Source organism: Curtobacterium sp. PhB78 (assembly GCF_003751685.1).
Classification (GTDB): Bacteria; Actinomycetota; Actinomycetes; order Actinomycetales; family Microbacteriaceae; genus Curtobacterium.
On record NZ_RKIA01000002.1, the window covers coordinates 126,841 to 152,216 of the forward strand.

22 protein-coding genes are annotated in these 25,376 nt (G+C 70.5%); 17 read left to right on the forward strand and 5 right to left on the reverse strand.

Translation table 11 applies throughout. The annotated features are described in order from the left end of the window. Positions 1-29: 29 nt before the first annotated feature. The 5 genes from EDF53_RS04405 (at position 30) to EDF53_RS04425 (ending at position 4,122) form a co-directional block, all read left to right on the forward strand. Positions 30-1,064 carry an iron ABC transporter permease gene (locus EDF53_RS04405; RefSeq protein ID WP_123292448.1) on the forward strand — a complete coding sequence of 345 codons (1,035 nt, stop codon included), beginning with the start codon at positions 30-32 and terminating at the stop codon, positions 1,062-1,064. Then, positions 1,061-2,080 carry an iron ABC transporter permease gene (locus EDF53_RS04410; protein ID WP_260215207.1) on the forward strand — a complete coding sequence of 340 codons (1,020 nt, stop codon included), beginning with the start codon at positions 1,061-1,063 and terminating at the stop codon, positions 2,078-2,080. The genes EDF53_RS04405 and EDF53_RS04410 overlap by 4 nt, the downstream gene beginning before the upstream one ends. Before the next feature lie 113 nt (positions 2,081-2,193). Further along, positions 2,194-2,673, forward strand: a complete 480-nt coding sequence (locus EDF53_RS04415) for an FHA domain-containing protein (protein ID WP_123292449.1) — start codon at positions 2,194-2,196, stop codon at positions 2,671-2,673. Continuing rightward, positions 2,673-3,377: a MerR family transcriptional regulator gene (locus EDF53_RS04420; RefSeq protein WP_123292450.1), complete on the forward strand. Its 705-nt coding sequence runs from the start codon at positions 2,673-2,675 to the stop codon at positions 3,375-3,377. The genes EDF53_RS04415 and EDF53_RS04420 overlap by 1 nt, the downstream gene beginning before the upstream one ends. 184 nt (positions 3,378-3,561) lie before the next feature. Beyond that, positions 3,562-4,122: a MerR family transcriptional regulator gene (locus EDF53_RS04425; protein WP_111085817.1), complete on the forward strand. Its 561-nt coding sequence runs from the start codon at positions 3,562-3,564 to the stop codon at positions 4,120-4,122. 329 nt (positions 4,123-4,451) lie between these two features. On the opposite strand, the gene EDF53_RS04430 is transcribed toward EDF53_RS04425, so the two are convergent. Continuing rightward, positions 4,452-5,273 carry a ParA family protein gene (locus EDF53_RS04430; protein ID WP_123292451.1) on the reverse strand — a complete coding sequence of 274 codons (822 nt, stop codon included), beginning with the start codon at positions 5,271-5,273 and terminating at the stop codon, positions 4,452-4,454. A 60-nt stretch (positions 5,274-5,333) separates the two neighbouring features. Here EDF53_RS04430 and EDF53_RS04435 point away from each other — a divergent pair, with 60 nt between their 5' ends. The 3 genes from EDF53_RS04435 (at position 5,334) to EDF53_RS19610 (ending at position 9,505) form a co-directional block, all read left to right on the forward strand. Continuing rightward, positions 5,334-8,744 carry a pyruvate carboxylase gene (locus tag EDF53_RS04435; RefSeq protein WP_123292452.1) on the forward strand — a complete coding sequence of 1,137 codons (3,411 nt, stop codon included), beginning with the start codon at positions 5,334-5,336 and terminating at the stop codon, positions 8,742-8,744. Position 8,745: 1 nt separating this feature from the next. Next, entirely contained in the window at positions 8,746-9,249 is a 504-nt protein-coding gene (locus EDF53_RS04440) for a peptide deformylase (protein ID WP_123292453.1), read from the forward strand. A 124-nt stretch (positions 9,250-9,373) separates the two neighbouring features. Continuing rightward, positions 9,374-9,505: a hypothetical protein gene (locus EDF53_RS19610; RefSeq protein WP_260095359.1), complete on the forward strand. Its 132-nt coding sequence runs from the start codon at positions 9,374-9,376 to the stop codon at positions 9,503-9,505. A 124-nt stretch (positions 9,506-9,629) separates the two neighbouring features. Here the strand turns inward: EDF53_RS19610 and EDF53_RS04445 are convergent, their stop codons facing one another. Then, positions 9,630-11,525, reverse strand: coding sequence for a long-chain fatty acid--CoA ligase (locus EDF53_RS04445; RefSeq protein WP_243650006.1), 1,896 nt, complete (start codon positions 11,523-11,525; stop codon positions 9,630-9,632). 122 nt (positions 11,526-11,647) lie between these two features. Here EDF53_RS04445 and EDF53_RS04450 point away from each other — a divergent pair, with 122 nt between their 5' ends. The 3 genes from EDF53_RS04450 (at position 11,648) to EDF53_RS04460 (ending at position 14,867) form a co-directional block, all read left to right on the forward strand. Next, complete coding sequence (locus EDF53_RS04450) at positions 11,648-12,601, forward strand: ROK family glucokinase (protein ID WP_123292454.1); 954 nt, start codon at positions 11,648-11,650, stop codon at positions 12,599-12,601. Between the two features lie 61 nt (positions 12,602-12,662). Next, complete coding sequence (locus EDF53_RS04455; RefSeq protein ID WP_123292455.1) at positions 12,663-13,388, forward strand: 1-acyl-sn-glycerol-3-phosphate acyltransferase; 726 nt, start codon at positions 12,663-12,665, stop codon at positions 13,386-13,388. A gap of 93 nt (positions 13,389-13,481) precedes the next feature. After that, entirely contained in the window at positions 13,482-14,867 is a 1,386-nt protein-coding gene (locus EDF53_RS04460) for a class II 3-deoxy-7-phosphoheptulonate synthase (RefSeq protein WP_123292456.1), read from the forward strand. 261 nt (positions 14,868-15,128) lie between these two features. Here the strand turns inward: EDF53_RS04460 and pknB are convergent, their stop codons facing one another. Further along, on the reverse strand, positions 15,129-17,195 hold the full coding sequence (pknB, locus tag EDF53_RS04465; protein WP_123292831.1) for a Stk1 family PASTA domain-containing Ser/Thr kinase: 2,067 nt from the start codon (positions 17,193-17,195) through the stop codon (positions 15,129-15,131). 82 nt (positions 17,196-17,277) lie between these two features. Next, positions 17,278-18,591, reverse strand: a complete 1,314-nt coding sequence (locus EDF53_RS04470; protein WP_123292457.1) for a LysM peptidoglycan-binding domain-containing protein — start codon at positions 18,589-18,591, stop codon at positions 17,278-17,280. Positions 18,592-18,762: 171 nt separating this feature from the next. Between EDF53_RS04470 and EDF53_RS04475 the strand changes: the two genes are divergently transcribed. Further along, the gene (locus EDF53_RS04475; RefSeq protein WP_111085815.1) at positions 18,763-19,119 is read left to right on the forward strand and encodes an Rv2175c family DNA-binding protein; all 357 of its coding nucleotides are present in this window, start codon (positions 18,763-18,765) and stop codon (positions 19,117-19,119) included. A gap of 70 nt (positions 19,120-19,189) precedes the next feature. Here EDF53_RS04475 and EDF53_RS04480 read toward each other — a convergent pair whose 3' ends face one another. After that, positions 19,190-20,308 (reverse strand): polyprenyl synthetase family protein, encoded by a 1,119-nt coding sequence (locus EDF53_RS04480; RefSeq protein WP_111085795.1) that lies wholly within the window; start codon positions 20,306-20,308, stop codon positions 19,190-19,192. A 110-nt stretch (positions 20,309-20,418) separates the two neighbouring features. Between EDF53_RS04480 and EDF53_RS04485 the strand changes: the two genes are divergently transcribed. The 5 genes from EDF53_RS04485 to EDF53_RS04505 all read left to right on the forward strand — a co-directional run bounded on the left by EDF53_RS04485 (position 20,419) and on the right by EDF53_RS04505 (position 25,366). Beyond that, a complete protein-coding gene (locus EDF53_RS04485) occupies positions 20,419-20,820 on the forward strand; it encodes a DUF3040 domain-containing protein (protein WP_123292458.1) in 402 nt (133 codons plus the stop codon). A gap of 505 nt (positions 20,821-21,325) precedes the next feature. Then, entirely contained in the window at positions 21,326-21,757 is a 432-nt protein-coding gene (gene mraZ / locus EDF53_RS04490) for a division/cell wall cluster transcriptional repressor MraZ (protein WP_071254530.1), read from the forward strand. Positions 21,758-21,863: 106 nt separating this feature from the next. Beyond that, on the forward strand, positions 21,864-22,829 hold the full coding sequence (gene rsmH / locus EDF53_RS04495; protein ID WP_123292832.1) for a 16S rRNA (cytosine(1402)-N(4))-methyltransferase RsmH: 966 nt from the start codon (positions 21,864-21,866) through the stop codon (positions 22,827-22,829). A 1-nt stretch (position 22,830) separates the two neighbouring features. Then, positions 22,831-23,547 carry a hypothetical protein gene (locus EDF53_RS04500; protein ID WP_123292459.1) on the forward strand — a complete coding sequence of 239 codons (717 nt, stop codon included), beginning with the start codon at positions 22,831-22,833 and terminating at the stop codon, positions 23,545-23,547. 49 nt (positions 23,548-23,596) lie between these two features. Further along, positions 23,597-25,366 carry a penicillin-binding protein 2 gene (locus EDF53_RS04505; protein ID WP_123292460.1) on the forward strand — a complete coding sequence of 590 codons (1,770 nt, stop codon included), beginning with the start codon at positions 23,597-23,599 and terminating at the stop codon, positions 25,364-25,366. Positions 25,367-25,376: the final 10 nt, after the last annotated feature.

Here is a 25,376-nt window from a genome sequence, read left to right on the forward strand (position 1 = left end):
GTTCGGGCGTTAGGGTTGCCTTACTTCCCATGCGCTCCTCCACGTCCGCGCCACCGGCGCCCGCCTCCGTCTCCCGTCTGGTCGGGGCGACCGTGCTGGCCGTCGTCGTCCTCGCGGTGGCGTGCGCGCTGTCGATCGCCTACGGATCCCGGCCGATCCCGCTCCACACCGTGCTCGACACCGTCCTGCACCCGGGGCGGAACGACGAGGTCGGGCTGATCGTGCTCGGCAACCGTGTCCCGCGAACCGTCGTCGGGCTCCTCGCAGGTGCCGCCCTCGGTGTCGCCGGCGCGGTGATGCAGGGCCTGACCCGCAACCCGCTCGCCGACCCGAGCGTCCTCGGCATCAACTCCGGGGCGGCCCTCGCCGTGGTCGCCGGCATCGCGCTCTTCGGGGTGAGCGGCACGGCCGCCTACCTGCCGTTCGCCTTCCTCGGTGCTGCCCTGGCCGCACTGCTCGTCTACGGGATCGCCGCCGTCGCCCGGCGCGGACTGTCGCCGGTCGGCCTCGCACTGTCCGGTGCCGTAGTCGCCGCCGCGCTGTCGTCGATCACGACGGCGGTGCTCGTCACGAACGCGAGCCTGCTCGACCAGCTGCGGTTCTGGCAGGTGGGTGCCCTCGCCGGCAAGGACCTCGGTACCGCCGGCATCATCACGGCGCCCGTGCTGATCGGTCTCGCGATCGCGTTCGGCCTGGGCCGCTCGCTGAACACCCTCGCCCTCGGCGACGAGCTCGCGGCGTCGCTCGGGCAACGCGTGGTGCTCGTCCGGGCTGTCGGCGGACTCGTGACCGTGCTGCTCGCCGGCTCGGCCGTGGCCGCCGCAGGGCCGATCGCCTTCGTCGGGCTCGCCGTGCCGCACGCCGTCCGTCGGCTGAGCGGCCCCGACCACCGGTGGACCATCCTGCTGTCCGCGATCGTCGCGCCGGCACTGCTGCTGGTGGCCGACGTCATCGGTCGCGTCGTGGCGTACCCGGGGGAGCTGCAGGTCGGCATCGTCACGGCCCTCATCGGTGCGCCGGTGTTCATCGCGCTCGTGCGGTCGAGGGCGGTGCGGGGCCTGTGAGTCGTGTCCGTCGGTCGGTCGGTGTCCGGCACGAGCTCGTCGGTGCCCGGCGCGAGCTCGTGGTCCTGGCGGCCGTCGTCGTCGTGCTCGTCGCGCTGATGCTCGTCGGTCTCGGGGTCGGCTCGATCCCGCTCACCCCGGCGCAGGTGGTCGGCGCGCTGTTCGGCCAGGGCGACCGAATCTCGGACTTCGTCATCGGACAGCTGCGCGGCCCCCGGGTGCTCGGTGCGGTCCTGGTCGGCGCCAGCCTGGGGGTCGCGGGCGCCATCGTGCAGAGCGTCGTCCGCAACCCGATCGCGAGCCCGGACGTCATCGGCATCACCTCGGGTGCCAGTGCTGCGGGTCTCACCGCGATCGTGCTGTTCGGGGCGTCCGGCGGCACCCTGTTCTCGGTCGTGCTCGTCGGCGCGGTCGTGGTGTCGATCGTGATCGCCGGACTGGCCTGGCGGCGGGGGATCACCGGCAACCGGGTCGTGCTCGTCGGGATCGGCGTCTCGGCGATCTGCCTGAGCATCACGGGGTGGATGCTCACCAGCGGCACCGTCACCCAGGCCGGCACCGCGTTGCTGTGGTTGTCCGGCAGCCTGAACGCAGTCGACCGGAACCTGGTCGGCGTGCTCGGCGTCGCGTTCGTCGTGCTGTTCCTGCTCGCCCTGCTGCAGTCGTCGCGCCTGACCGTCCTGACGCTCGGCGACGAGGTCTCGGCGGCCCTCGGGCTCCGGCCGGACCGCGCGAAGGTGCTGCTGCTCCTCACCGCGGTGTGCCTGACCGCCGCTGCGGTCGCCACGGCGGGGCCGGTGTCGTTCGTCGCACTGATGGCGGCGCCGATCGCCCGTCGGCTCGTCGGCGGCGGCCGCGTCGCCCTCGGACCGGCCGCCGCGGTGGGAGCGGCGATCACCCTCGGCAGCGACCTCATCGCCCAGTTCGCGATCCCCGGCAACGCCCTGCCCGTCGGCGTCGTGACGGGTGTCGTCGGCGCCCCGTACCTGCTCTGGTTGCTCGCGCGCGGTCGCTGAACCCGGACCGCGCGTTCGCGCACCGCGGACGATCGTCCACAGGCCCAGTTCGGGGCTGCCGCTGGAGCCCTCCTTTCCGATACGCTGGTGGGCCAAGAGGAGGAGGTCCACCGATGCCAGATCCAGTGGTCCCGCAGCCGGACGGTCAGAAGACCCCGGAGCAGCGGCTGGTCGACACCACGTTGACCTTCAGCATGGACATGGGCGCGGCGCTCACCGCCGAGTCCGGTGTCTCAGCGGAAGAGCGCGAGGCGGTCAACGCCCTGCCGTCCGGATCGGCGCTGCTCGTCGTGCGCCGCGGTCCGAACGTGGGTGCGCGGTTCCTCCTCGACTCCGACGTCACGACGGCCGGTCGACACCCCGACGCCGACATCTTCCTCGACGACGTCACGGTGTCGCGCAAGCACGCGCAGTTCCTGCGACACGGCACGGCGTTCACCGTCAAGGACAACGGTTCGCTCAACGGCACGTACTTCGACGGTGACCGCATCGACGAAGCACCGCTCACCGACGGGGCAGAGGTCCAGGTCGGCAAGTTCCGTCTGACGTTCTACGCGTCCCGGGTCGACCTGGCGCGCCTGGCGAACGCGTAGTGGCCGCACGGTCCGCTGCGGCCCGGGCGGGGTCAGCGGCACCGGACCTGCTCACGATCGGGCAGGTCCTCGCTCGCCTCAAGCCCGAGTTCGCGGACCTGTCGAGTTCCAAGCTGCGCTTCCTCGAAGAGCGCGAGCTCGTCACGCCGATCCGCACGGCCAGCGGGTACCGCAAGTTCTCGGCGGCCGACGTCGACCGCCTCCGGGTGATCCTCGGTCTGCAGCGCGACCACTACCTGCCGCTCAAGATCATCAAGGACTACCTCGCCGACCTCGACGCCGGGCGCGAGCCCGTGCTGCCGGGCGGTGGGGACGCCCCACGTCCCTCGATCCTCGGGCGCGAGCGTCGGTACACCCGTGACGAAACGGCCCGAGCGGCCGGCGCGTCCCCGATGCTCCTGGCCGACGCGGTCTCCGCATCACTGCTGCCCGCCACCGAGACCTACGGCGAGGACAGCGTGTTCGTCCTCAAGGCACTCGTCGAGCTGCAGCGGACCGGCATCGAGCCGCGGCACCTGCGCACGCTCCGCAGCACCGCCGAGCGCGAGGTCGGACTCATCGAATCCGCGCTCATGCCCGTGTCCCGCCGGGGTGATGCGACGTCACGGGCGAAGGCCACGGAACTCGCACGCGAGATCGCCGTCCAGCTCGAGGTCATCCGCTCGAGCCTCATCCGCGCGGCGATCGGTCGTCTCGACGCATGATCCGTTCCGGTGCTCCGCGGGGGCTTGTGCGTCAGTGGGTGGGGCGTATCCTCGACACGCCGGACGCGCCGAGTCGGATGTCCCGCGCGGGAGCGGTCGGAGTCGCTACCGTTGACCTCGGAACAACTCTCAACCCGTCGTTGAACCTTCGGGTGGGAGCTCGATCGTCGTGGAAGGCAAGCGCATGAGTGGGAACGACACCCCAGGCACCGAGTCGGACACGACGCGGTACGACCTCGGGCTGCTCTTCACCGACGGCCTCCCCGAGCACGACGAGCAGAACGGCTACCGCGGCACCGTCGCCGCACGTGCAGCCGGCATCTCGTACCGCCAGCTCGACTACTGGGCACGCACCGAACTCGTGCAGCCCACCATCCGCGGCGCTGCCGGCTCCGGTTCCCAGCGCCTGTACGGGTTCCGCGACATCCTCGTGCTCAAGCTCGTGAAGCGCCTGCTCGACACCGGCATCTCGCTGCAGCAGATCCGCACCGCCGTGAACCAGCTCCGCGAGTCGGGCGTGTCCGACCTCGCCCAGACCACCCTGATGTCCGACGGCGCTTCGGTCTACCTGTGCACCTCGGACGACGAGGTCATCGACCTGGTGTCCCGCGGTCAGGGTGTCTTCGGCATCGCGGTCGGCAAGGTCCTGCGCGAGGTCGAGACCTCCCTGGTCGAGCTCGACGCCTCCGCGGCGGCCGACCCGTCCGACGAGCTCGCCGCGCGCCGCGCTTCCCGCGCTTCCTGACCAGGTTCTCGTCCCGGGGATCGTCCCGAGTGGTCACGCACCGTCGTGTGCGCGTCGCCGAGTGGTCACGAACCGTCGTCCGCGCGGCCGTCGGCCGACAGTTGGTGACCGCTCGGCGGACGTGAGCGGGATGTTGTGACCGCTGGGCGAGCCGGGGCCGGGCGTGTCTGCCGGGGCAGAGACGGGCCTCCTGGCAGTCGGCGCGTGGTCACGAACCGTCGTGTGCGCGTCGCCGAGTGGTCACGAACCGTCGTCCGCGCGGCGGTCGGCCGACAGTTGGTGACCGCTCGGCGGACGTGAGCAGCGCGTCGCGCCCGCGCGGCAGCGACCTACGCGCCTACGGCACCCGAACCGTCGGCGTAGGGGCCGATCTTGCCGGTCCGCATGATGCGCTCGAGCAGCTGGTCGAAGTTCTTCGCCATCTCCTGCGCAGACTCGCCGGGCCACACGTGCAGGGGCTTCGCGGCACCCTGCGCCTGCTGCAGCGAGGTGCGCTCGGGCAGCTGCGGCGACAGGACGAGCGGCCCGAACATGTCGCGGAGTTCCTTGATGCGGAACTGGTGCTCGAGCGACTGGACGCGGGCGCGGTTCACGATGATGCCGAGCGGCTGCAGGCGGGGCGAGAGACCGCGGCGGATCTCCTCGATGGCCCGCAGCGCACGGTCGGCTGCGGCGACGGAGAACAGGCCGGGCTCGGTGACGACGGTGACGCGGTCGGACGCTGCCCACGCGGTGCGCGTGAGGGCGTTCAGCGACGGCGCGCAGTCGATGAGCACGAGCTCGTAGTCCTGCTCGACGTTGGCCAGGGCCTCTTCGAGCTTCCAGATGTCGCGGATGGAGGGGTGCGGCCCGTCGAAGTTGATCGCGGAGGGCGACCCGACCATGACGTCGATCTTGCCCTGCGAACCCTTCGTCCACCCGGAGGGGGCGATCGCCTGACGGACGATCTTCTCCTTCGGGTTCTCGAGGACGTCGGCCACGTTGAGGTGTCCGGCGAGGTTGATGTCGAGGCCGGTGGAGACGTCGGACTGCGGGTCGAGATCCACCACCAGCGTGCGCAGTCCCTTGGCGAAGGCGGCCGAAGTCAGGCCGAGCGTCACCGTCGTCTTGCCGACACCGCCCTTGAGGGAGCTCACGCTGAGTACATGCACGATCAGCAACGTTACCGCCACTAGGGTTGTCTCACCTCAACCCGGGCTGAAAGGGACGTCGTGTTCAGCAAGATCCTCGTGGCGAACCGTGGTGAGATCGCCATCCGCGCATTCCGTGCCGCGTACGAACTGGGGGCGCGCACCGTCGCCGTCTACCCCTACGAAGACCGGAACTCCCTGCACCGCCTGAAGGCCGACGAGGCCTACCTGATCGGTGAGCGTGGCCATCCGGTCCGGGCGTACCTGGACGTCTCCGAGATCATCCGCGTGGCGCGCGAGTCGGGCGCCGACGCGATCTACCCCGGGTACGGCTTCCTGTCCGAGAACCCGGAGCTCGCCGCCGCGGCCGCCGCAGCCGGCATCACCTTCATCGGTCCGGGCGAACACGTGCTCGAGATGGCCGGCAACAAGGTGACCGCGAAGGAGCACGCGATCGCGGCCGGCGTGCCGGTCCTCGCGAGCACCCCGGCGAGTCGTGACATCGAGGAGCTCATCGCCGGCTCCGACGCCATCGGGTTCCCGGTGTTCGCCAAGGCCGTCGCCGGCGGTGGCGGCCGTGGCATGCGCCGGGTCGAGACCAAGCCCGAACTCCGTGCAGCGCTCGAAGCAGCGATGCGCGAGGCCGACAGCGCGTTCGGCGACCCGACCATGTTCCTCGAGCAGGCGGTGATCCGGCCGCGGCACATCGAGGTGCAGATCCTCGCTGACGCGACGGGCACCGAGGCGGGGACTATCCACCTGTTCGAGCGGGACTGCTCCGTGCAGCGCCGCAACCAGAAGGTCGTCGAGATCGCCCCGGCGCCGAACCTCGACCCCGCCGTCGCCCGGGCCCTGCACCGCGACGCGGTCGCCTTCGCCCGCTCGATCGGCTACGTGAACGCCGGCACCGTCGAGTTCCTGCTCGACACCGAGGGCGAGCGCGAGGGTCAGCACGTCTTCATCGAGATGAACCCGCGCATCCAGGTCGAGCACACCGTCACCGAAGAGGTCACCGACGTCGACCTGGTGCAGTCGCAGATGCGGATCGCCTCGGGCGAGTCGCTCGCCGACCTCGGCCTGTCGCAGGACACCGTCTCCGTGCACGGGGCCGCGCTGCAGACCCGCATCACGACCGAAGACCCCACGCAGGGCTTCCGGCCGGACACCGGCCGCATCACCACGTACCGCAGCCCGGGCGGCGCCGGCGTGCGTCTGGACGGCGGCACGGTCGCCACCGGTGCGCAGATCAGCCCGCACTTCGACTCGATGCTCGCCAAGATGACGTGCCGCGGACGCGACTTCCCGACGGCCGTCGCCCGTGCGAAGCGTGCCCTCGCCGAGTTCCGCATACGCGGCGTGAGCACGAACATCCCGTTCCTGCAGGCCGTGCTCGAGGACCCGGACTTCGCCCGCGGCGATGTCTCGACCAAGTTCATCGAGGAGCGTCCGCAGCTCTTCAGCGGCCACGTGTCGAAGGACCGCGGCACCAAGGTCCTCAACTGGCTGGCCGACGTCACGGTGAACAAGCCGAACGGTGACCGGTCGCCGCTGGTCACCGACCCGAGCGCCAAGCTCCCCGCCCTCGACCTCAGCGCCCCGGTGCCCGAGGGCCAGCGCGACCTGCTGCTGGCGCAGGGTCCGGCCGAGTGGGCGAAGGCACTCCGTGCCCAGACCCGGCTCGCCGTGACGGAGACGACGATGCGGGACGCGCACCAGTCGCTGCTCGCCACCCGCGTCCGCACGAAGGACCTCGTCGCGGTCGCACCGTACGTCGCGCGGCTGACGCCGCAGCTGCTGAGCGTCGAGGCCTGGGGCGGTGCGACGTACGACGTCGCCCTCCGGTTCCTCGGCGAGGACCCGTGGGAGCGCCTGGCCTCGCTGCGCGAGGCGATGCCGAACATCCCGATCCAGATGCTGCTGCGCGGCCGCAACACGGTCGGCTACACCCCGTACCCGACCGAGGTGACGGACGCGTTCGTCGCCGAGGCCGCCGCCACGGGCGTCGACGTCTTCCGCGTGTTCGACGCGCTCAACGACGTCAGCCAGTTGCGACCGGCCCTGGAGGCAGTGCTCGCGACCGGCACGGCCGTCGCCGAAGCGGCGCTCTGCTACACCGCCGACCTCCTCGATCCTGCCGAGGACCTGTACACGTTGGACTACTACCTCCGCCTGGCGGAGCAGATGGTCGAGGCCGGCGCGCACGTCATCGGCATCAAGGACATGGCCGGCCTGCTCCGCGCCGGCGCCGCCGAGAAGCTCGTCGGCGCGCTGCGCGAGCGCTTCGACCAGCCCGTGCACGTGCACACGCACGACACCGCCGGTGGGCAGCTCGCGACGCTCCTCGCCGCCGCGCGTGCCGGTGCGGACGCGGTGGACGTCGCCTCGGCGCCGATGGCCGGCACGACGAGCCAGCCGAGCATGTCCGCGCTGGTCGCCGCCCTGGCCCACACGGAGCGCGACACCGGACTGTCCCTCGACGCGGTCGGCGACCTCGAGCCCTACTGGGAGGCGGTCCGTCGGGCCTACGCCCCGTTCGAGTCCGGGCTGCCCGGTCCGACGGGTCGGGTCTACAAGCACGAGATCCCCGGTGGTCAGCTGTCGAACCTCCGCCAGCAGGCGATCGCGCTCGGCCTGGGCGACCGGTTCGAGCAGGTCGAGGACTGGTACGCCGAGGCGAACCGGATCCTCGGACGCCCGACGAAGGTCACGCCGTCGTCGAAGGTGGTCGGTGACCTCGCGCTGCAGCTCGCCGCGGTGAACGCCGACCCGGCCGACTTCGAGCAGAACCCGGACAAGTACGACATCCCGGACTCCGTCGTCGGGTTCATGGCCGGCGAGCTCGGTGACCTGCCGGGTGGCTGGCCGGAGCCGTTCCGGACGAAGGTCCTGGCGGGCCGCGACGTCCGCCTCGAGATCACCCCGGTGCCGGACGCCGAGCGCGCGCACCTCGACGCCCAGGGGCCCGAGCGCCAGCAGGCGTTGAACCGGCTGCTGTTCCCGCAGCCCACGGCCCAGTTCGAGCGGGTGCGCGAGCAGTACGGCGACCTGTCCGTGGTGCCGACCGTCGACTACCTGTACGGGCTGCGCCCCGGGCAGGAGCACGTCGTGCCGCTCGGCAAGGGCGTCAACCTGTTCGTCGGGCTCGAGGCGATCGGCGAGGTCGACGACAAGGGCATCCGAACGGTCATGGCCACGATGAACGGGCAGCTCCGCCCGGTCTCGGTCCGCGACCGGTCGATCGAGGTCGAGACGAAGGTCGCCGAGCAGGCCGACAAGTCCGATCCGAAGCACGTCGCCGCGCCGTTCTCCGGTGTGGTGACGCTCAAGGTCGCCGTCGGTGACGTCGTCGAGGCCGGAGCGGCCGTGGCGAGCATCGAGGCGATGAAGATGGAAGCGGCCATCACGGCGCCCGTGGCGGGCACCGTCGGCCGTCTCGCGATCCCGGCGACCCAGCAGGTGGACGCCGGCGACCTCCTGGTGGTGCTGCAGTAAATTGACCGTCCGTCCCATCCGCCTGTTCGGCGACCCCGTCCTCCGTTCGCCTGCGGACCCGATCGCTCCGGCGGCACTCGGGTCGAGCGGGGTCCGCGACCTCGTGCAGGACCTGATCGACACCGTCAAGGAGCCCGGCCGCGCCGGTGTGGCCGCGCCCCAGATCGGTGTCGGACTCCGCGCGTTCTCGTACAACGTCGACGGCGAGGTCGGGTACGTCCTGAACCCCGAGGTCGTCGAGGTCTCGGGGGAGCCCGAGCTCATGGAGGAAGGGTGCCTGTCCGTCCCCGGGCTCGGCTACCCGACCCGGCGGCACCCGTACGCCAAGGTCCGTGGCGTCGACGTCGACGGCGCCGAGGTGGTGCTCGAGGGCACCGGGCTGATGGCCGAGGCGCTGCAGCACGAGGTCGACCACCTGGACGGCACCGTCTACGTGATGACGCTCGAACCAGAGGTCCGACGGCAGGCGCTGCGGGACATCCGGGCGCAGGAGTGGTTCCACTGATCCGCTGGTCATGAGTGCCTGCTCATGACACCCCCACGGGGGATTGTCGCTTTGTCCTGACGAAGAGGTACCGTATCCGCGTCGGCCTCCCACCGACGACCATCCCATCCCCCAGGACTCCCGCATGACCAGTCAGACTGACGAGCTCAGCTCGCACCGCACCCGCACCAACCGTCGTCCGGCCGACACCACGGTCGCCACCGGTTCGACCGCCGTCCTCGACGCCCCCGCGACGGAGCAGTCGCCGGAGGCCTGAGCCCGCGCGCGCCTGCACTCCGCGCGCACGCACCCCGCGCGCACCTGGCGGAATCGGGCGTACCTGGTCGGAAGAAACGACCTGATACGCCCGAAACGCCTTGGTACGCCGAGACGATGGGGCGCTACGCGCGGCGCGCGCGTCGCTCCTCGATGACGGGCGTCGCGGTCGTCTGCACCTTCGACCCCGAGTAGATGTGGTCGATGTCGGCCGCGAAGTCGCGCAGGATGACCGACCGCTTGATCGTCAGCTTCGGCGTCAGGTGTCCGGACCCCTCCGTCAGCTCGGTGTCCAGGATCGTGAACGACCGGACCGACTCGGCTCGTGAGACCCGGCCGTTCGCGGTGTCGATCGCCTCTTGCACGGCGGTGAGCACGCGTTCGTCGTACGCAGCCTCGTGCGCGGAGAGCGCCGGCGTGATCCCGCGGCTCTCGCACCACCCCGGGAGCATCTCGCGGTCGAGCGTGACGAGGGCGGCGATGAAGGGCTTGCCCTCGCCGACGACCACGACCTGCCCGATGAGCGGGTGTTCGCGGACGCCGTCCTCGAGCGGTGCCGGTGCGACGTTCTTGCCGCTCGCGGTGACGATGAGTTCCTTGGCGCGTCCGGTCACCGTCAGGATGCCGTCGTCGTCGAGCCGTCCGAGGTCGCCCGTGCGGAACCAGCCGTCGTCGGTGAACGCCCGCTCGGTGGCCTCGTCGTTCCGCCAGTAGCGGTCGAACACGTCGACGCCGCGGATCAGGATCTCCTGGTCGTCGGCGATCCGGATCTCGACCCCGGGGAGTGCCGGGCCGACCGTCCCGATGCGCAGGTCCGCCGCACGGTTCACGGTCGCGGGGGCCGTCGTCTCGGTGAGTCCGTAGCCCTCGAGGATGAGCACGCCGATCGACCGGAAGAAGTGCGACAGCCGCGGCGAGAGCGGCGCCGAGCCACTGACCGCGTACTCCGTGCGGCCACCGAGGGCGTTCCGCAGCTTTGCGTAGACGAGCTTGTCGAACAGCTTGAACTTCAGGCCGAGCACGAGCGGGACCCGACCGGCGGCCAGCGCCTCGGAGTGGGCGACCGCGGTGTCCGCAGCGGCCCGGAAGATCTTCCCCTTGCCGCCGAGGTCGGCCTTCTGCTCGGAGGCGTTGTAGATCTTCTCGAACACCCGGGGGACCGCCAGCAGGAAGGACGGCTTGAACGACGACACGGCCTGCATGAGGTCCTTCGTGTCCGGCTCGTGGCCGACCAGCACCCCGGCGGACACGGACATCGCCGCGATGAAGCGGGCGAACACGTGGGCCATCGGGATGAAGAGCAGGGTCGAGGCGCCGTCCGCGACGACCTCGGGCATCGCGACACTGGCGTTCTCGACCGTCGCGGTGAAGTTGTCGTGCCGCAGGACGCACCCCTTCGGGCGTCCGGTCGACCCAGAGGTGTAGATGATCGTCGCGTCGTCGTGGCCGTGCACCGATGCCGTCCGCGCGTCGAGTTCGTCGTCGGTGACGTCCTCACCGAGCCGGGTCAGGTCGTCGAGTCCGCCGCCGTCGATCGTCCAGTGCTGCCCGAGGTGCGGCAGGTCCGGGGCGATCGAGGCGACCCGACGCGCGTGCTCCTCCTGCTCGACGACGATCGCGACGGCCTCGGAGTCGGAGAGGATCCACCGGACCTGGTCGGGGGAGCTCGTCTCGTAGACGGGGACGGAGACCAGTCCTGCCGTCCACACCGCGAAGTCGACGAGGGTCCACTCCAGGCGGGTGCGGGACAGGATCGCGACGTGGGCGCCGGGCTCGAGGCCGGCGGCGACGAAGCCCTTCGCGATGCCGCGGACCCGTGCGAGCACCTCGCCGGCGGTGATCGTCGTCCACGTGTCGCCGTGGCGCTGGGCCAGGATCGGACGCGACGGCGTCAGCCGGGCGCGGTCGCCGAGCAGCCGCGCTGCGGAGCCGTGGTCAGGAGCGACGGGGCCGCTCGTCGGACGCGAGGCGTGCCTCCCGGTCGGGACCTGACTGGCGCGTTCGGGTCGCTGATCGTTCACGGTGACTCCCTTGTCTGCCGGTTCGATTCGAGGGCGCCTCATCCTGCGAGGCGACACAGTCAGCATAGGACGCGTCACCGGGCGTTCCGTGAGTTCGCGGTGAACCGGTAGGCTCTTGGACCGTGCACGCCATCGGAATCGACATCGGGGGCACCAAGATCGCGGGAGCGGTCGTGACGGAACTCGGCGAGATCATCGCCGAGGACCGCGTGGCCACCAACGCTGCGGACCCGAACGCCATGCTCGACGACGTCGTCTCGATGGTCGAGCGACTCAGCTCAGGACACGGGGTCGGCGCGGTCGGCGTCGCGGCCCCGGGCTTCATCGACGCCTCGCAGTCGATCGTCTACTACACGCCGAACATCCGGTGGCGGAACGAGCCCCTGCGCCAGAAGCTGCAGCAGCGCCTCGGCGACCTGCACATCACGGTCGACAACGACGCCAACGCCGCCGGGTGGGCCGAGTTCCGCTTCGGCGCCGGCCGGCTCGTCTCCGACATGACGATGCTCACCATCGGCACCGGTGTGGGCGGCGCCATCGTGACCGAGGACCGCCTGTTCCGTGGCGGGTTCGGCACCGGCGGCGAGATCGGCCACCTGCGCATCGTGCCGAACGGTCTGCCCTGCGGCTGTGGCGCGCGTGGCTGCATCGAGCAGTACGGTTCCGGCCGTGCCCTGCAGCGGATGGCGAACGACGTCGCCGACGCCGGCGGCATCGGCTCCGCGCTGGCCGACGCGCGCGAAGCCAACGGCGGCGAGCTCGACGGACACATCGTGGGCGACCTGATCCTGGCCGACGACCCGGGTGCCCTCGCGGCGCTCCGTCGCCTCGGCCGTCACCTCGGTGAGGCCTGCGCCTCGCTGTCCGCGGTGCTCGACCCGCAGCTGTTCGTGTTCGGCGGCGGGGTCGCCAGCGCGGGGGACCGGCTGCTCGACCCGATCAAGCAGGCGTACCTCAACAACCTGCCGGCGCGTGGCTACCACCCCGAGCCGGACTTCGTGATCGCCGAGCTGGTGAACGACGCCGGAGTCGTCGGCGCCGCCGACCTGGCCCGCATCCACGCCCGCACGGCGTAACCGCGTACCGGCCCGCACGGCGTAGGGTCGCTCAGGCCCACCCCACCACCTGGAGTCGTCGATGACCTACTGGCTGCTGAAGAACTTCCTGCTCGGCCCGCTCATCCTCACCCTGTTCCGCCCGTGGGTGGTCGGCCGTGAGAACGTCCCCGCCAAGGGCCCGGTCATCTTCGCGTCCAACCACATCTCGTTCATCGACTCGGTGATCCTGCCGGCCGTGCTCGACCGGCGGCTGTCCTTCCTGGCGAAGAGCGACTACTTCACCGGGCGCGGACTCAAGGGCTGGGCGACGAAGACGTTCTTCAACGCCATCGGCCAGCTGCCGATCGACCGCTCCGGGGGCAAGGCGTCCGAGGCGTCGCTCCGCACCGGCCTGCAGGTCCTGGCGCGCGGTGAGCAGCTCGGCATCTACCCGGAGGGCACCCGCAGCCCCGACGGCAAGCTCTACCGCGGTCGCACCGGCATCGCGCGGATGATCCTCGAGGGCCGGGTGCTCGTCGTCCCCGTCGCCATGGTCGGCACGCGTGAGGTGCAGCAGATCGGGCAGCGCTTCCCGAAGATCAAGCGCGTCGGCGTGGTGTTCGGCAAGCCGCTCGACTTCTCGCGCTTCCAGGGCTTCGAGACCGACCGGTTCATCCTGCGCAGCGTCACCGACGAGGTCATGCACGAGCTCGCGGGGCTGAGCCGTCAGGAGTACGTCGACGTCTACGCGACGAGCGTCAAGGAACGCGCGAGCTCCGCACGCGAGGCAGTCATGCGGGAACGGAAGTCGTCGCCCGCACGTTAGGCTCTGATGGTCCCGGCACTCCGCCAGGACGCCCGTTCTGCCGCCCTCCGGCGGCCAGGCGGGCCGCCCGCACAGAACACCGAGGTAACGCCCTTGTTCGAGTCGACCGACTTCGTCGCCCTGCAGGATCCGGACGTCATCGAGGGCCTCGACTATTGGCGCACCCTCCCCATCAAGCAGCAGCCCACGTGGCCCGACGCCGCAGCGGCCGAGGCCGCCTCGGCCGAGATCGCCACGCTGCCGCCCCTCGTCTTCGCGGGCGAGGTCGACAAGCTCCGCGAGCGGCTCGCCGCCGCCGCACAGGGCAAGGCGTTCCTGCTGCAGGGCGGTGACTGCGCCGAGACCTTCGCCGGCGCGACCGCCGACTCCATCCGCGACCGCGTCAAGACGATCCTGCAGATGGCCGTCGTCCTGACCTACGGTGCGTCGATGCCCGTCATCAAGATGGGCCGCATGGCCGGGCAGTTCGCCAAGCCGCGCTCGAGCGACTTCGAGACCCGCGGCGACGTCACGCTGCCCGCCTACCGCGGTGACATCGTGAACGGCTACGACTTCACGCCGGAGAGCCGGACGGCTGACCCGCGCCGCCTGGTGCAGGGGTACCACACGGCCGCGTCGACCCTGAACCTCGTCCGCGCCTTCACGCAGGGGGGCTTCGCCGACCTGCGTCAGGTGCACTCGTGGAACAAGGGCTTCGCGTCGAACCCGGCGAACGCCCGCTACGAGCACCTCGCCAAGGAGATCGACCGCGCGATCCGCTTCATGGACGCCTGCGGTGCCGACTTCGAGGCGCTCAAGCACGTCGAGTTCTACGCGTCGCACGAGGGTCTGCTCATGGACTACGAGCGCCCTATGACCCGCATCGACTCCCGCTCCGGTCTGGCCTACGACACCTCCGGCCACTTCATCTGGATCGGAGAGCGCACGCGTGACCTCGACGGCGCGCACGTGGACTTCCTGTCGCGGGTGCGGAACCCGATCGGCGTGAAGCTCGGCCCGACCACGAGCGTCGACGACATGAAGGCCCTGGTCGACAAGCTCGACCCGAACCGCGAGCCCGGCCGCCTGACGTTCATCACGCGGATGGGTGCCGGCAAGATCCGCGACGAACTGCCCAAGTTGCTCGAGGCGGTCAAGGGCATGGACGCCAACCCGCTGTGGGTCACCGACCCGATGCACGGCAACGGCCTGACCACGCCCACGGGCTACAAGACCCGTCGGTTCGACGACGTCGTGGACGAGGTCCTCGGCTTCTTCGAGGCGCACCGCCAGGTCGGTACGTACCCGGGTGGCATGCACGTCGAGCTCACCGGTGACGACGTCACGGAGTGCCTCGGCGGGTCGGAGCACATCGACGAGGCCACCCTCGCCACCCGCTACGAGTCGCTGTGCGACCCGCGGCTGAACCACATGCAGTCGCTCGAGCTCGCGTTCCTCGTGGCCGAGGAGCTCGGCGCGCACCCGCACGTGCGCGCGTAGCGCGCAGCGGGTCGCGTCAGTCCCGCCAGAGCGACAGAACCCCGCGAACCGTTCGCGGGGTTCTGTCGCTTCCGCGTGTCGGACGGGAGGCCCGTGGCGGCCCTGCCCCGCGCCTCCCGTCCGCCGTCCGGTCGCGTTCACCTCGCGCCGCGAAAGCGACAGTGTGCCGCCGATGTTCGGCGGCACACTGTCGCTTTCGCGGTGGTTTCGGCGAGGTTGGGCGGACGGGTGTCGCTTCGGCGGACCGGACTGCCCGACCGCCTACTGGTCGTAGGAGAGCGTCACCGTGTCGCCGCGGTACACCGTGGCTCCGGCGCCCGGGTCGGTGCCGGTCACCGGCAGCGACGACTTCCAGTCGTAGAACCCGCACAGGATGTTCGTGCAGTCGGGCACGGAGACCTTGAGCCCGAGGCCCTCGAGGGTCGCGGTGGCCTCGTTGATGGTCGAGCCGACGACGCCGTCCTCGGGCAGGGTGATCGGCGTCGGACCCTTCGACACGACGACGTCGATCGCGGTGCCGCGCACGGCGGGGGAGTCCTGCACCTCGGCGGAGACGATCTGCCCGGAGGGGACGTCCTCGCTGAACTCCTCGGTGCGGGCGCCGAGGATGAGGCCGACCGCGTCGAGCTCGGCGGAGGCCTGGTCGACGGTCTTCCCGACGACGTCCGGCACGGCGCCGAGGGACACCGTGAGCGTGACCGGGCCGGTCTCGCCGTAGGCCTTGACCGACGTCAGGTCGAGCGCCTTGCCGCCGGACGCGCGGCCGGTCGCCGCGATGACGGTGTCCTTCGCGGCGTCGGCCGAGAACTCGTACCGGTTGTCCTGCAGCTCGAAGTCGTCGTCGAGCGCGGCGGTGACGGTGGAGATCGGCTGCCCGACGATCGCCGGAAGCGCGATCATCTTCGGCCCGTTCGACACGACGAGCTGCACCGACGTGCCCTTCTGCACCTCGCGCTCCGCGGCTGGCTTGGTGATGGACACCTGTCCCTTCGCGACGACGGCGTCGAACCGGGTTCCGGTCTTCGACGCCGCGTGCAGGCCCTGGGCTTCGAGCAGCTGCCGGGCCTGCGAGACCGACTTGCCCGTCACTTCGGGGATGCGCACGTTGCCACCCGGCCCCGGCCCGAAGTACCAGCCGAAGCCCGCGCCGATGAGCAGGAGCACGACGAAGACCGACAGTGCGATCCAGCCGCGCTTGCGACGCTTCGCGGAGAGGTCGGCCAGGCGCTGTCCCGCGGGTGAGAGCACCCCGGGCTGCGCGCCCGTCCGGCGCGGGCCCGGACCGGTGTTGCGGTTCCGGGTCGTGGGACGCCCGCGGTCGGGGCTGTCGATGATCGCCGTGGCATCGGTGGCCGCCGGTGCGTCGGCGGCAGCAGCACGGGCACCGGCGGCAGCAGCGCCGCCACCGGCAGCGGTCCCGCCGCCGGACGGCAGGATGGCGGTCGCGTTCTCGGGCCGCAGCACGGCGGTCCGGTACTGGCCCGTGGCGCGCTGCTGATTGCCCGCCATGTGGTCGAGCATCTCGCGGGCGTCGCGCGGTCGGTCCTCGGGGTCGCGGGCGGTCGACCAGGCGACGAGCTCGTCGAGCTCGGGCGGGACGCCGGACACCGCGGCACTCGGGACGGGCACCGTGTCGTTCGCGTGCTGGTAGGCGATCTGCATCGGCTGCTCGCCCTTGTAGGGCTGCTCGCCGGTGAGCATCTCGTAGAGCATGATGCCGAGCGCGTAGATGTCGCTGCGTGAGTCGGCGGCGCCACGGGTGACGAGCTCGGGGGAGAGGTACGCGATCGTGCCGAGCAGGGCGGCCCCGGTCGCGGTGTTCGCCGTCGTCGCCCGGGCCAGGCCGAAGTCGCCGAGCTTGATCCGGCCGTCGTCGGCGAGCAGGACGTTCTCGGGCTTCAGGTCGCGGTGCACGATGCCGGCGCGGTGGGCCGAGGCGAGTCCGGCCAGCACGGCGCGCAGGATGTCGGTCGCCTGCTCGGGCGTCAGGGCGTGGTGCTCCTGCAGCAGGTCCCGCAGCGTGATGCCCGGGATGTACTCCATGACGATGTAGGCGGTGTCGTCCTCGGCGCCCTGGTCGTAGACGCCGACCAGGTTCGGGTGGGACAGCCGCGCGGCGGACCTCGCCTCTTGGATGAAGCGCTCACGGAAGGCCTGGTCGTCGGCCAGGTGCCCGTGCATGATCTTGATCGCGACGCGTCGCTCGAGGCGGACGTCGGTCGCGAGGTACACGGTCGCCATGCCCCCGCGCGCGATGCGGGAGCGGACGCGGTACCGCTGATCGATCATGCGACCGATCATCGGATCCGTGGCGGCGTTGGTGGTCATCGGCGGCATTCTACGAATCGAGACTGCACGACACCGCACCGGCGCACCGGTCGTGACCCAATCTCGATCTTCCGGATGAGACTCAGAGGGTGGCCAGCCAGCCCTGGGCAGCGCTCGCCCAGTTGGCGTAGGCCTTGGGGTAGGCGGAGAGCTGCACGGCCTGGGCAGCGTCGGTGATGCTCATCGACGACCACCCGGGCACGTCGAGCAGCCCGCGGGTCTTGCCGACGTTCGGGTTGCTGCGACCGCCGAAGAACAGCTTCGTCGCGTACGCGGGGTCCTGCAGCTTCGCCGCACTGCCCCAGCCCTGGCTCGGCCGCTGCTGGAACAGGCCGACCGAGTCGCGGTCGCCGTGGGGCAGGTTGCGCAGGCTCGACTCCTGCATCGCGGCGGCCAGGGCCACCACGATGCCGCGGTCGGACACCCCGAGGGAGCGGCCGACGGCGACGATGGTGGCCGCGTTCTGGCGCTGCTCGGCACTCAGTCCGACGGCGGCGCTCACCGCGGCACGCGACGGCGCCGCGGCGGTCGTCGCAGCAGTGCTCGACGACGGGATGACGAGGGTCTTGCCCGCGTAGATCGTGCTCGTGTAGGTCAGGCCGTTCGCCGACAGCAGCGAGGCGACGGAGACGTGGTGGGACGCAGCGATCGAGCCGATCGTGTCGCCCGAGGAGATCTTCACACTCGACTTCGACGAACCCGACGAGCCCGACCAACCCGACGACGCTGCGGCCGTGGACACCGAGCCGCCACCGGACGAGCCGTGTGGCACCCGGAGCGTCTGACCGGGGTAGATCACGCTGCGCTGCGAGAGCTTGTTGGCGCTGAGGAGCGCCGTGGTCGACACGCCGACCCGCGATGCGATGCCGGACACGGTGTCGCCCGACTTCACGTGGTAGCTCGAGGTGCTCGACCCCGACCCGGACCCGGACGTCGATCCGGCGCTCGTGGTCGTGCGCGCCGTGGTCACCGCGGGCGTCGACGCCAGGTGCAGCGTCTGTCCGGGGTGGATGATCGTGTTCCAGCCGAGGCCGTTCCGCACCAGGACCTCCTGCGCCGACAGGCCGAAGCGGGCGGCGATGCCCGAGACCGTGTCGCCCTGACGGACGGTGTAGGTCGTGGGGGCGGCTGCCTTCGTCGTCGCGGCGACCGTCGTGACGACGGTCTGCGACGGACGTGCGACCGCGGTGCCGAAGACCGGACGGTTGCCGACGCCCCGGTCCTGGTCGACGTGGCGCTTGTGGTTCGAGTCCGCGTCGTCGTGTCGCGGTTCGGCGTGCGCGATGGGGCCGGTCAGGCCGGCGGTCACCGCGATCGTGCCCGCGAGGACGATGGGCATGGTCGCGAACCGGGCGGATCGTGCGCGCCGGGCGGCTTCGTCTGCAGCGTTGTCCACGGTTTCTCCTGATCTCGACTGTCCCGTGCGCGTGCATGCGCGCACTCACAGGTGGCACAACGCTGGCATGGTGTGATTCCCAAGTCAACCAGAGAGCCGGATGTGGTGCGTGTGACGAATGTGACGAACGTTGCGTACTCACTCGGGGCCCCGCTCTGGCACCATGGGCGTGTGAGTGCTGCACCCGTCGACGACCTCTCCCTCTCCGAGCGCTGGCTGACCGTCCCCGAACTGGTGGACCTGTTCAGCACCAGCCCCGGCCGGATCCACCGCCTGTTCGAGGAGAAGACCCTGCTGGCGGCCCGCGTCGGTGGTGTCCTGCGTGTGCCGAGCGAGTTCCTCGAGGACCGCGAGCCCATGCCCGAGCTGCGCGGCACCCTGACCGTGCTCAGCGACAACGGCTTCACCGACGACGAAGCCGTCCGCTGGATGCTCACGGTCGACGACTCGATGGGCGTCTCGCCCATCGCGGCGCTGCGCGCCGGTCGCAAGGCCGAGGTGCGTCGCGTGGCCCAGTCGCTGCTCTAGACGCGTTCCGGATGGACGGGAGGCCCGTGGCGGTGTCGCCACGGGCCTCCTGTCTGTCCTGGTGTCGCGTCTACGACGACCGGCGGCTGACCGTGTCGGCCAGCGACGCGAGCTGCTCGCGTGCCGACGGCGTCAGCGGCGACGCGTCGAGCGCCGCCTTCGCACGCTGCACGTGCCGGTCGATGGAACGCTCGACCGCGGCGACCGCACCGGACTCGGTGAGGGTGGCGCGGAGCATCTGCACCTGCTCCTCGTCGAGGTCGGGGTCGCCGAGGAGCTCGTCGAGCAGCTGCCGCGGGCCACTGGCCAGCGCCTTGCGGGCCGAGGCGATGAGCACGGTCCGCTTGCCCTCGCGCAGGTCGTCGCCGGCGGGCTTGCCGGTGACCTCGGGGTCACCGAACACGCCGAGCATGTCGTCGCGCAGCTGGTAGGCGACGCCGAGGGGGAGCCCGAAGGCGCGGAGGCCCTCGAGCTGCGAGTCGCTCGCGCCGGCGACCAGCGCGCCGATGACGAGCGGTGCCTCGATCGAGTACTTCGCGGACTTGAAGACGATGACGCGCTGGGCGCGGAGCAGGTGCTCGGACTCGTCGATGACGGGCCAGGCGGTCTCTTCGTGCACGTCGAGGTACTGGCCCGCGGTGACGTCGAGGCGCATCGCGTGGAACTCCTGGCGCACGATGCGGGCGCGCACCGGGTCGAGGAGCGCGAGGCCCTCGTCGAACACCGAGTCGCTGAGCGACAGCAGCAGGTCGCCGAGCAGCAGTGCCGAGTTCGTGCCGTACTGCCCGCGGTCGCCGACGAAGCCGGACTCCTGGTGGAGGGACTCGAACCGGCGGTGTGCTGCGGGACGCCCACGGCGGGTGTCCGAGCGGTCCATGATGTCGTCGTGCACCAGGGCTGCTGCGTGGAAGACCTCGAGCGCTGCGGCGACCGTGACGATCGCCTCGGCCGTGGTCTGGCGGGAGCCCTCCGCCAGCGGGTCGAACGAGCCGGAACGGCCCGCCACCGACTGCCATCCCCAGTAGCAGAACAGCGCCCGGAAGCGCTTGCCGCCGGACAGCAGATCTCGGGCGTACAGGTCGAACGGGGCGAGATCGGGGCTGATCGCGAGGAGCCGTTCACGCTGCTCGTCGAGTGCCCGGTCGATACGCGCCGATACGAGGTCCACTAATCGCGTACTCTCAGCCACAGTCCCTACCCTAGTGGAGCGGTTGGGACATAGAATCGGTCCACTCAACCGAGTGTTTTCCAGCCCGGTTGTTCAACCCCGCGTCGATCCCAGGAACAGAGGGAACCAAGATGCCGCTCTCGGAACAGGAGCAGCGCCTTCTCGAAGAGATGGAGCGCAGCCTCTACCAGAACGATTCCGATTTCGTGGCGCGTGTCACACGTCGACAGGGTCGTCCGACGTACACCGCCATCACGCTCGGAGTGCTCGGTGCACTCGCCGGCGTCGCGATCGTGATCGTCGGTCTCGTGATCAAGGCCCCGCTGCTGGGCATCCTCGGCTTCGTCGTGATGCTCGCCGGTGTCCTCTTCGCGTTGCGCCCGGGCATGCGTGCCCCGAAGGCGAAGCCCGCTCGGCCGGGTGCTCCGGCGTCCGGTGGTTCGGCTCGTCCGGCCAACGGCGGCGGTGGCGGCGGGTCTTTCATGGACCGCATGAACGACCGCTGGGACAAGCGGAACGACCAGGGGCAGTAGCAGCCCTCCAGACTCCTCCCTCGTGACGGGGCCGGCCTTCGGGCCGGCCCCGTTTCGCGTTCCGGGGGCGGGCAGGATCGGGCGGGGCAGGTTCGTGTGCGCGCGAGTGGTCACGACATGCCGCGCGGTGGTTGCCCGGGGGCCACGAACTGTCGGCTGCAGTCCGCGCGAGCGACGGTTCGTGACCACTCGGCGTCGCGGCGGCAGCGCGTCGTGACCGTGCGCTGACCGGCGGCCGGTCGTGGTGGAGCCGACCGTGAGCCTCGGCGCGCCATGGGACGCTCCACTGGCTGCGAAAGTCCTCCACTTTCCTCCACGCCCACCACACCCGCCCAGATCCCCGGCATGACGGGCATCCGCCACCGCTGTCCGGGCTTCGGGGCTGCCGAAACGGCCCCAAAAGGGGTGCCACGGGGCGAAAAGGGAGCGGAATCCTGGCCTAGGGGAGGGCAGTGGAGTAAAGTGGGGCTCGCAACGGTCCGGTGGAGCGGAGGGGAGGCCCGACGTGCTGCTCGGTACTCATGCCCCGAAGCTCGACGAGAAGGGTCGCGTGATCCTCCCCGCCAAGTTCCGGGACGAACTGTCCGGGGGACTCGTGATGACCCGCGGCCAGGAACGCTGCGTCGTGGTCTTCAGCGCCCGGACGTTCGAGGAACTCCACGAACGCATCCGGACCGCACCGATGACGTCGAAGCGCACCAGGGACTACATGCGCCTGTTCCTCTCGGGGGCCAGCGCCGAACAGCCCGACAAGCAGAACCGCGTGACGATCCCGCAGAACCTCCGTGAGTACGCGGGGCTCGAGCGGGACCTGACGGTCATCGGCAGCGGTGACCGTGCCGAGATCTGGTCGACCACCGCGTGGGAGGCCTACTACGCCGAAGCCGAAGAGGCGTTCGCCGACAACGACGAGGAGGTGATCCCGGGGATCTTCTGATCCGTGGATCGGGACTCCCAGCCGTGAAGCCCTGACATCACTTCCCCGATGTCAGGTCGCATGGATGGGGATCCGGACCCGCGGCCCGGAAGACGAGGGGCTGCACATGGCCGACAACGACAACGGGACACCACGCTTCCCGCACACGCCGGTGATGCTCGAGCGCATCGTCGACCTGTTCACGCCGACGCTCGACGGACCGGGCAAGGTCGTCGTCGACGCCACGCTCGGCATGGGCGGACACTCCGAGGGGCTGCTCGAGCGGTTCCCGGACCTGACGCTGATCGGTCTCGACCGTGACACCGACGCCCTCGGCATCGCGGGGGAGCGCCTGGCCCGCTTCGGCGACCGCGTCCGCCTGGTGCACACCGTGTACGACGGCATCGTCGACGCGATCGAGGGCGAGGGCTTCCGTCAGGTCGACGGCGTGCTGTTCGACCTCGGGGTCAGCTCGCTGCAGCTCGACCGGGCCGAGCGCGGCTTCGCGTACAGCCAGGACGCCCCGCTCGACATGCGGATGGACCGGACCGAGGGGCAGACCGCTGCCGACGTCCTGGCCACCTACGACGAGGGCGAACTGCGCCGCATCTTCCAGCGCTACGGCGAGGAGAAGCTCGCCGGCCGCTACGCCCGGGCCATCGTCGACCGCCGCGCGAGCGTGCCGTTCGAGATGTCGGGCGACCTGGTGCAGGTGCTCCACGACGCGACCCCGGTCGCGATCCAGCGCCAGGGCCACCCCGCGAAGCGCGTGTTCCAGGCGCTCCGCATCGAGGTGAACGCCGAACTCAGCGTCCTCGAACGCGCGATCCCGGCGGCGCTCGACGCCATCGCGGTCGGCGGTCGCATCGTCGTGGAGTCGTACCAGTCGCTCGAGGACCGCATCGTCAAGCGGGCACTGGTGGCGCGCACGAAGTCGAGCGCCCCTGCCGGGCTGCCGGTCGAGCTCCCCGAGCACGCCCCCACCTTCTCCCTGATCGTCAAGGGCGCCGAGCTGGCCGACGAGGCCGAGCGCGCCGCCAACCCCCGAGCAACACCCGTGCGCCTGCGCGCGGCCGAGCGGATCCGGAAGTGACATGAGCACGAACCTCGCACTCGTCGACCCCGCCGTCGTCCCGTCCCGCGCCCCGCGCCCGGACCGCCAGAGCCGACCGGAGCTCGTCGAGGTCACACCGACCGCGGCCCAGCGCCGTGCGCGGCCCCGCATCGGCTACGCCGTCACCGCGGTCGTCGCGCTCGGCATCCTGCTGCTCGCCCAGCTCGGCATCAGCATGGTGCTCAGCCAGGGGGCCTACACGCTGAGCGCCCTCGGCACGGAGCAGACGAACCTCTCCCGCACGCAGCAGTCGCTCTCCGAGGAACTCCGGGTGCTCGACTCGCCGCAGAACCTGGCCCGCAACGCGCAGTCGCTCGGGATGATCGCCAACTCCACGCCGGTGTACCTCGACCCCAAGACGGGCCGGGTGTACGGCACGCCGACGCCCGCGGTCGCCGACCCGGCCACGGCGAGCACGGAGAACCAGGTGCCGAACTCCCTGCTGAACGACGTCCCCCTCGCCGCGAAGCAGGGCGACACGTCGACGAGCAAGGAGACGGGCTCGACCACCGGCAGCGCCAGCACCGCCGGCAGCGCCGACGCGAAGGCCGATGACGCCGCCGACAGCGCGACGAGCAGCACGGCCGGCAGCGCCGCGTCTGAGAAGACGAGCGGCGCCAGCGCGTCGGACGGGGGTTCCTCGAAGTCCTCCGTAGAGTCCGACGCGAACCAGCTCCAGGCGCCCTCCACCCGGTGACCTGCGGGTCTGAACCACCCTCAGCACCATCCGGGAAGGACCGCACCGCGTGACGAAGACGATCCGCAACCGCCGACTGCGCTACAGCATCGTGATGATCGCCGTGATCGCCCTGGTGGGTGTCTTCGTGGTCCGCCTCGTCGACATCCAGGTCGTGCAGGCCTCGGCCCTCAACGAGCAGTCGACCCAGAAGCGCAGCATCCCGGTGACGATCTACGGCACCCGCGGGTCGATCGTCGACCGCAACGGCACGGAACTCGCCGACAGCGTCACCCGGTACAACATCACCACCGCCCCGCGCCTGGTCAAGAAGTTCAAGGGCAAGCTCGGCGGGACCCGGGTCAAGGACATCAGCGTGTCGACGGCGCTCACCGCCCTGGCGAAGGCCTCGGGTGGCGACGTCGCGACCATGCGGAAGAACATCGCCGCGAACCCGAAGTCGGACTTCGCCTACCTGGTCAAGGGCCTCGACGTGAAGCACTACGAGGCGGTCACCGACCTCGGCATCCCCTGGATCTACAAGGAGCAGCAGGCGTCGCGGGTCTACCCGACGGGTGCGACCACGGGCAACGTCACCGGCTTCATGGGCACCGACGGCGCACAGGCCGGCCTGGAGTACGCCTACAACAAGTGCCTCGCGGGCACGAACGGCTCGGAGACGTACGAGCGCGGTGAGGACGGCGTCCAGCTGCCGGGCAGCACCGTGACGAAGAAGCAGGCCAAGGACGGCGGCACGCTCGTCACGACGATCGACAGCGACCTGCAGTACATGGCGTTGCAGACCATCGCCTCTGCCTCGAAGACCCTGCAGGCCGAGTCCGCGACGGCCACGGTCACGAACGTCAAGACGGGTGAGCTGCTCGCGGTCGCCGACTACCCCACCGTCGACCCGAACGACGTGGACGCCACCACCGACAAGGGGGCATACGGTTCCCGGGCGCTCACGGCGAGCTACGAGCCCGGATCGACGATCAAGGCCGCCATCGCCGCGGCCCTGATCGACCAGGGCAAGTCGAGTCCCACCGACCAGGCGGTCGTGCCGTACTCGCGCACGTTCCCCTGGGGTGGCACGATCCACGACTCCGAGTTCCACGAGACCGAGAACCTGACGCTGACGGGCATCCTGCAGAACTCGTCGAACGTCGGCATCACCGAGCTCGGCTCGCGGCTGACGGCTCAGCAGCGCTACGACTACATGCAGAAGTTCGGACTGTTCGAGCCGGAGTCGGCGATCGACTACCCGGGCCAGCCGTCGATGGACTACGGCTCGAGCCCGAACTGGGACCAGCAGACGAACATCAACTCGATGTTCGGCCAGGGCATCTCGACGACCGCGGTCCAGGTCGCCAGCGTGTTCCAGACCATCGCGAACGACGGTGTCCGGATCCCGCTGCACTTCGTCAAGGGCTGCACCACCTCGGACGGCAAGACCATCGACGCGCCCGACGTGCAGAAGCAGCGCGTCGTGTCCGCCGACGCCGCGACCCAGGTCACCGACATGCTCCAGAGCGTGGTCACGGGCGGCACGCTCGTGGGCATGAAGCCGATCTCGGGCTACAACATCGCCGCGAAGACCGGTACCGCCGAGGTGGCCGAAGGGTCGAAGGGCTACGGCGGTCAGCGCATCACCTCGGTGGCCGGAATGGCACCCGCCGAAGACCCCCAGTATGTTGTCACGGTGACGTTCACGAAGCCGCAGACCAACAAGTGGTCGAGCGGAGCGGCTCCGGCGTTCCGCACACTCATGTCCCAGGTGCTCGAGAAGTACCGAGTAGCCCCCTCCGCGTCCGAGGCGAAGCTCTACCCGTCCACGTGGTGAGGAAGAAGGA

Excerpts from the sequence above, each read along its gene's own strand:
- EDF53_RS04425 (WP_111085817.1), top strand. The coding sequence starts at position 3,562 with ATGAGTGGGAACGACACCCCAGGCACCGAGTCGGACACGACGCGGTAC.
- EDF53_RS04405 (WP_123292448.1), top strand. The coding sequence starts at position 30 with ATGCGCTCCTCCACGTCCGCGCCACCGGCGCCCGCCTCCGTCTCCCGT.
- pknB (WP_123292831.1), bottom strand. The coding sequence starts at position 17,195 with ATGACCACCAACGCCGCCACGGATCCGATGATCGGTCGCATGATCGAT.
- EDF53_RS19610 (WP_260095359.1), top strand. The coding sequence starts at position 9,374 with ATGACCAGTCAGACTGACGAGCTCAGCTCGCACCGCACCCGCACCAAC.
- EDF53_RS04415 (WP_123292449.1), top strand. The coding sequence starts at position 2,194 with ATGCCAGATCCAGTGGTCCCGCAGCCGGACGGTCAGAAGACCCCGGAG.
- rsmH (WP_123292832.1), top strand. The coding sequence starts at position 21,864 with ATGGCCGACAACGACAACGGGACACCACGCTTCCCGCACACGCCGGTG.
- EDF53_RS04485 (WP_123292458.1), top strand. The coding sequence starts at position 20,419 with ATGCCGCTCTCGGAACAGGAGCAGCGCCTTCTCGAAGAGATGGAGCGC.
- EDF53_RS04455 (WP_123292455.1), top strand. The coding sequence starts at position 12,663 with ATGACCTACTGGCTGCTGAAGAACTTCCTGCTCGGCCCGCTCATCCTC.
- EDF53_RS04500 (WP_123292459.1), top strand. The coding sequence starts at position 22,831 with ATGAGCACGAACCTCGCACTCGTCGACCCCGCCGTCGTCCCGTCCCGC.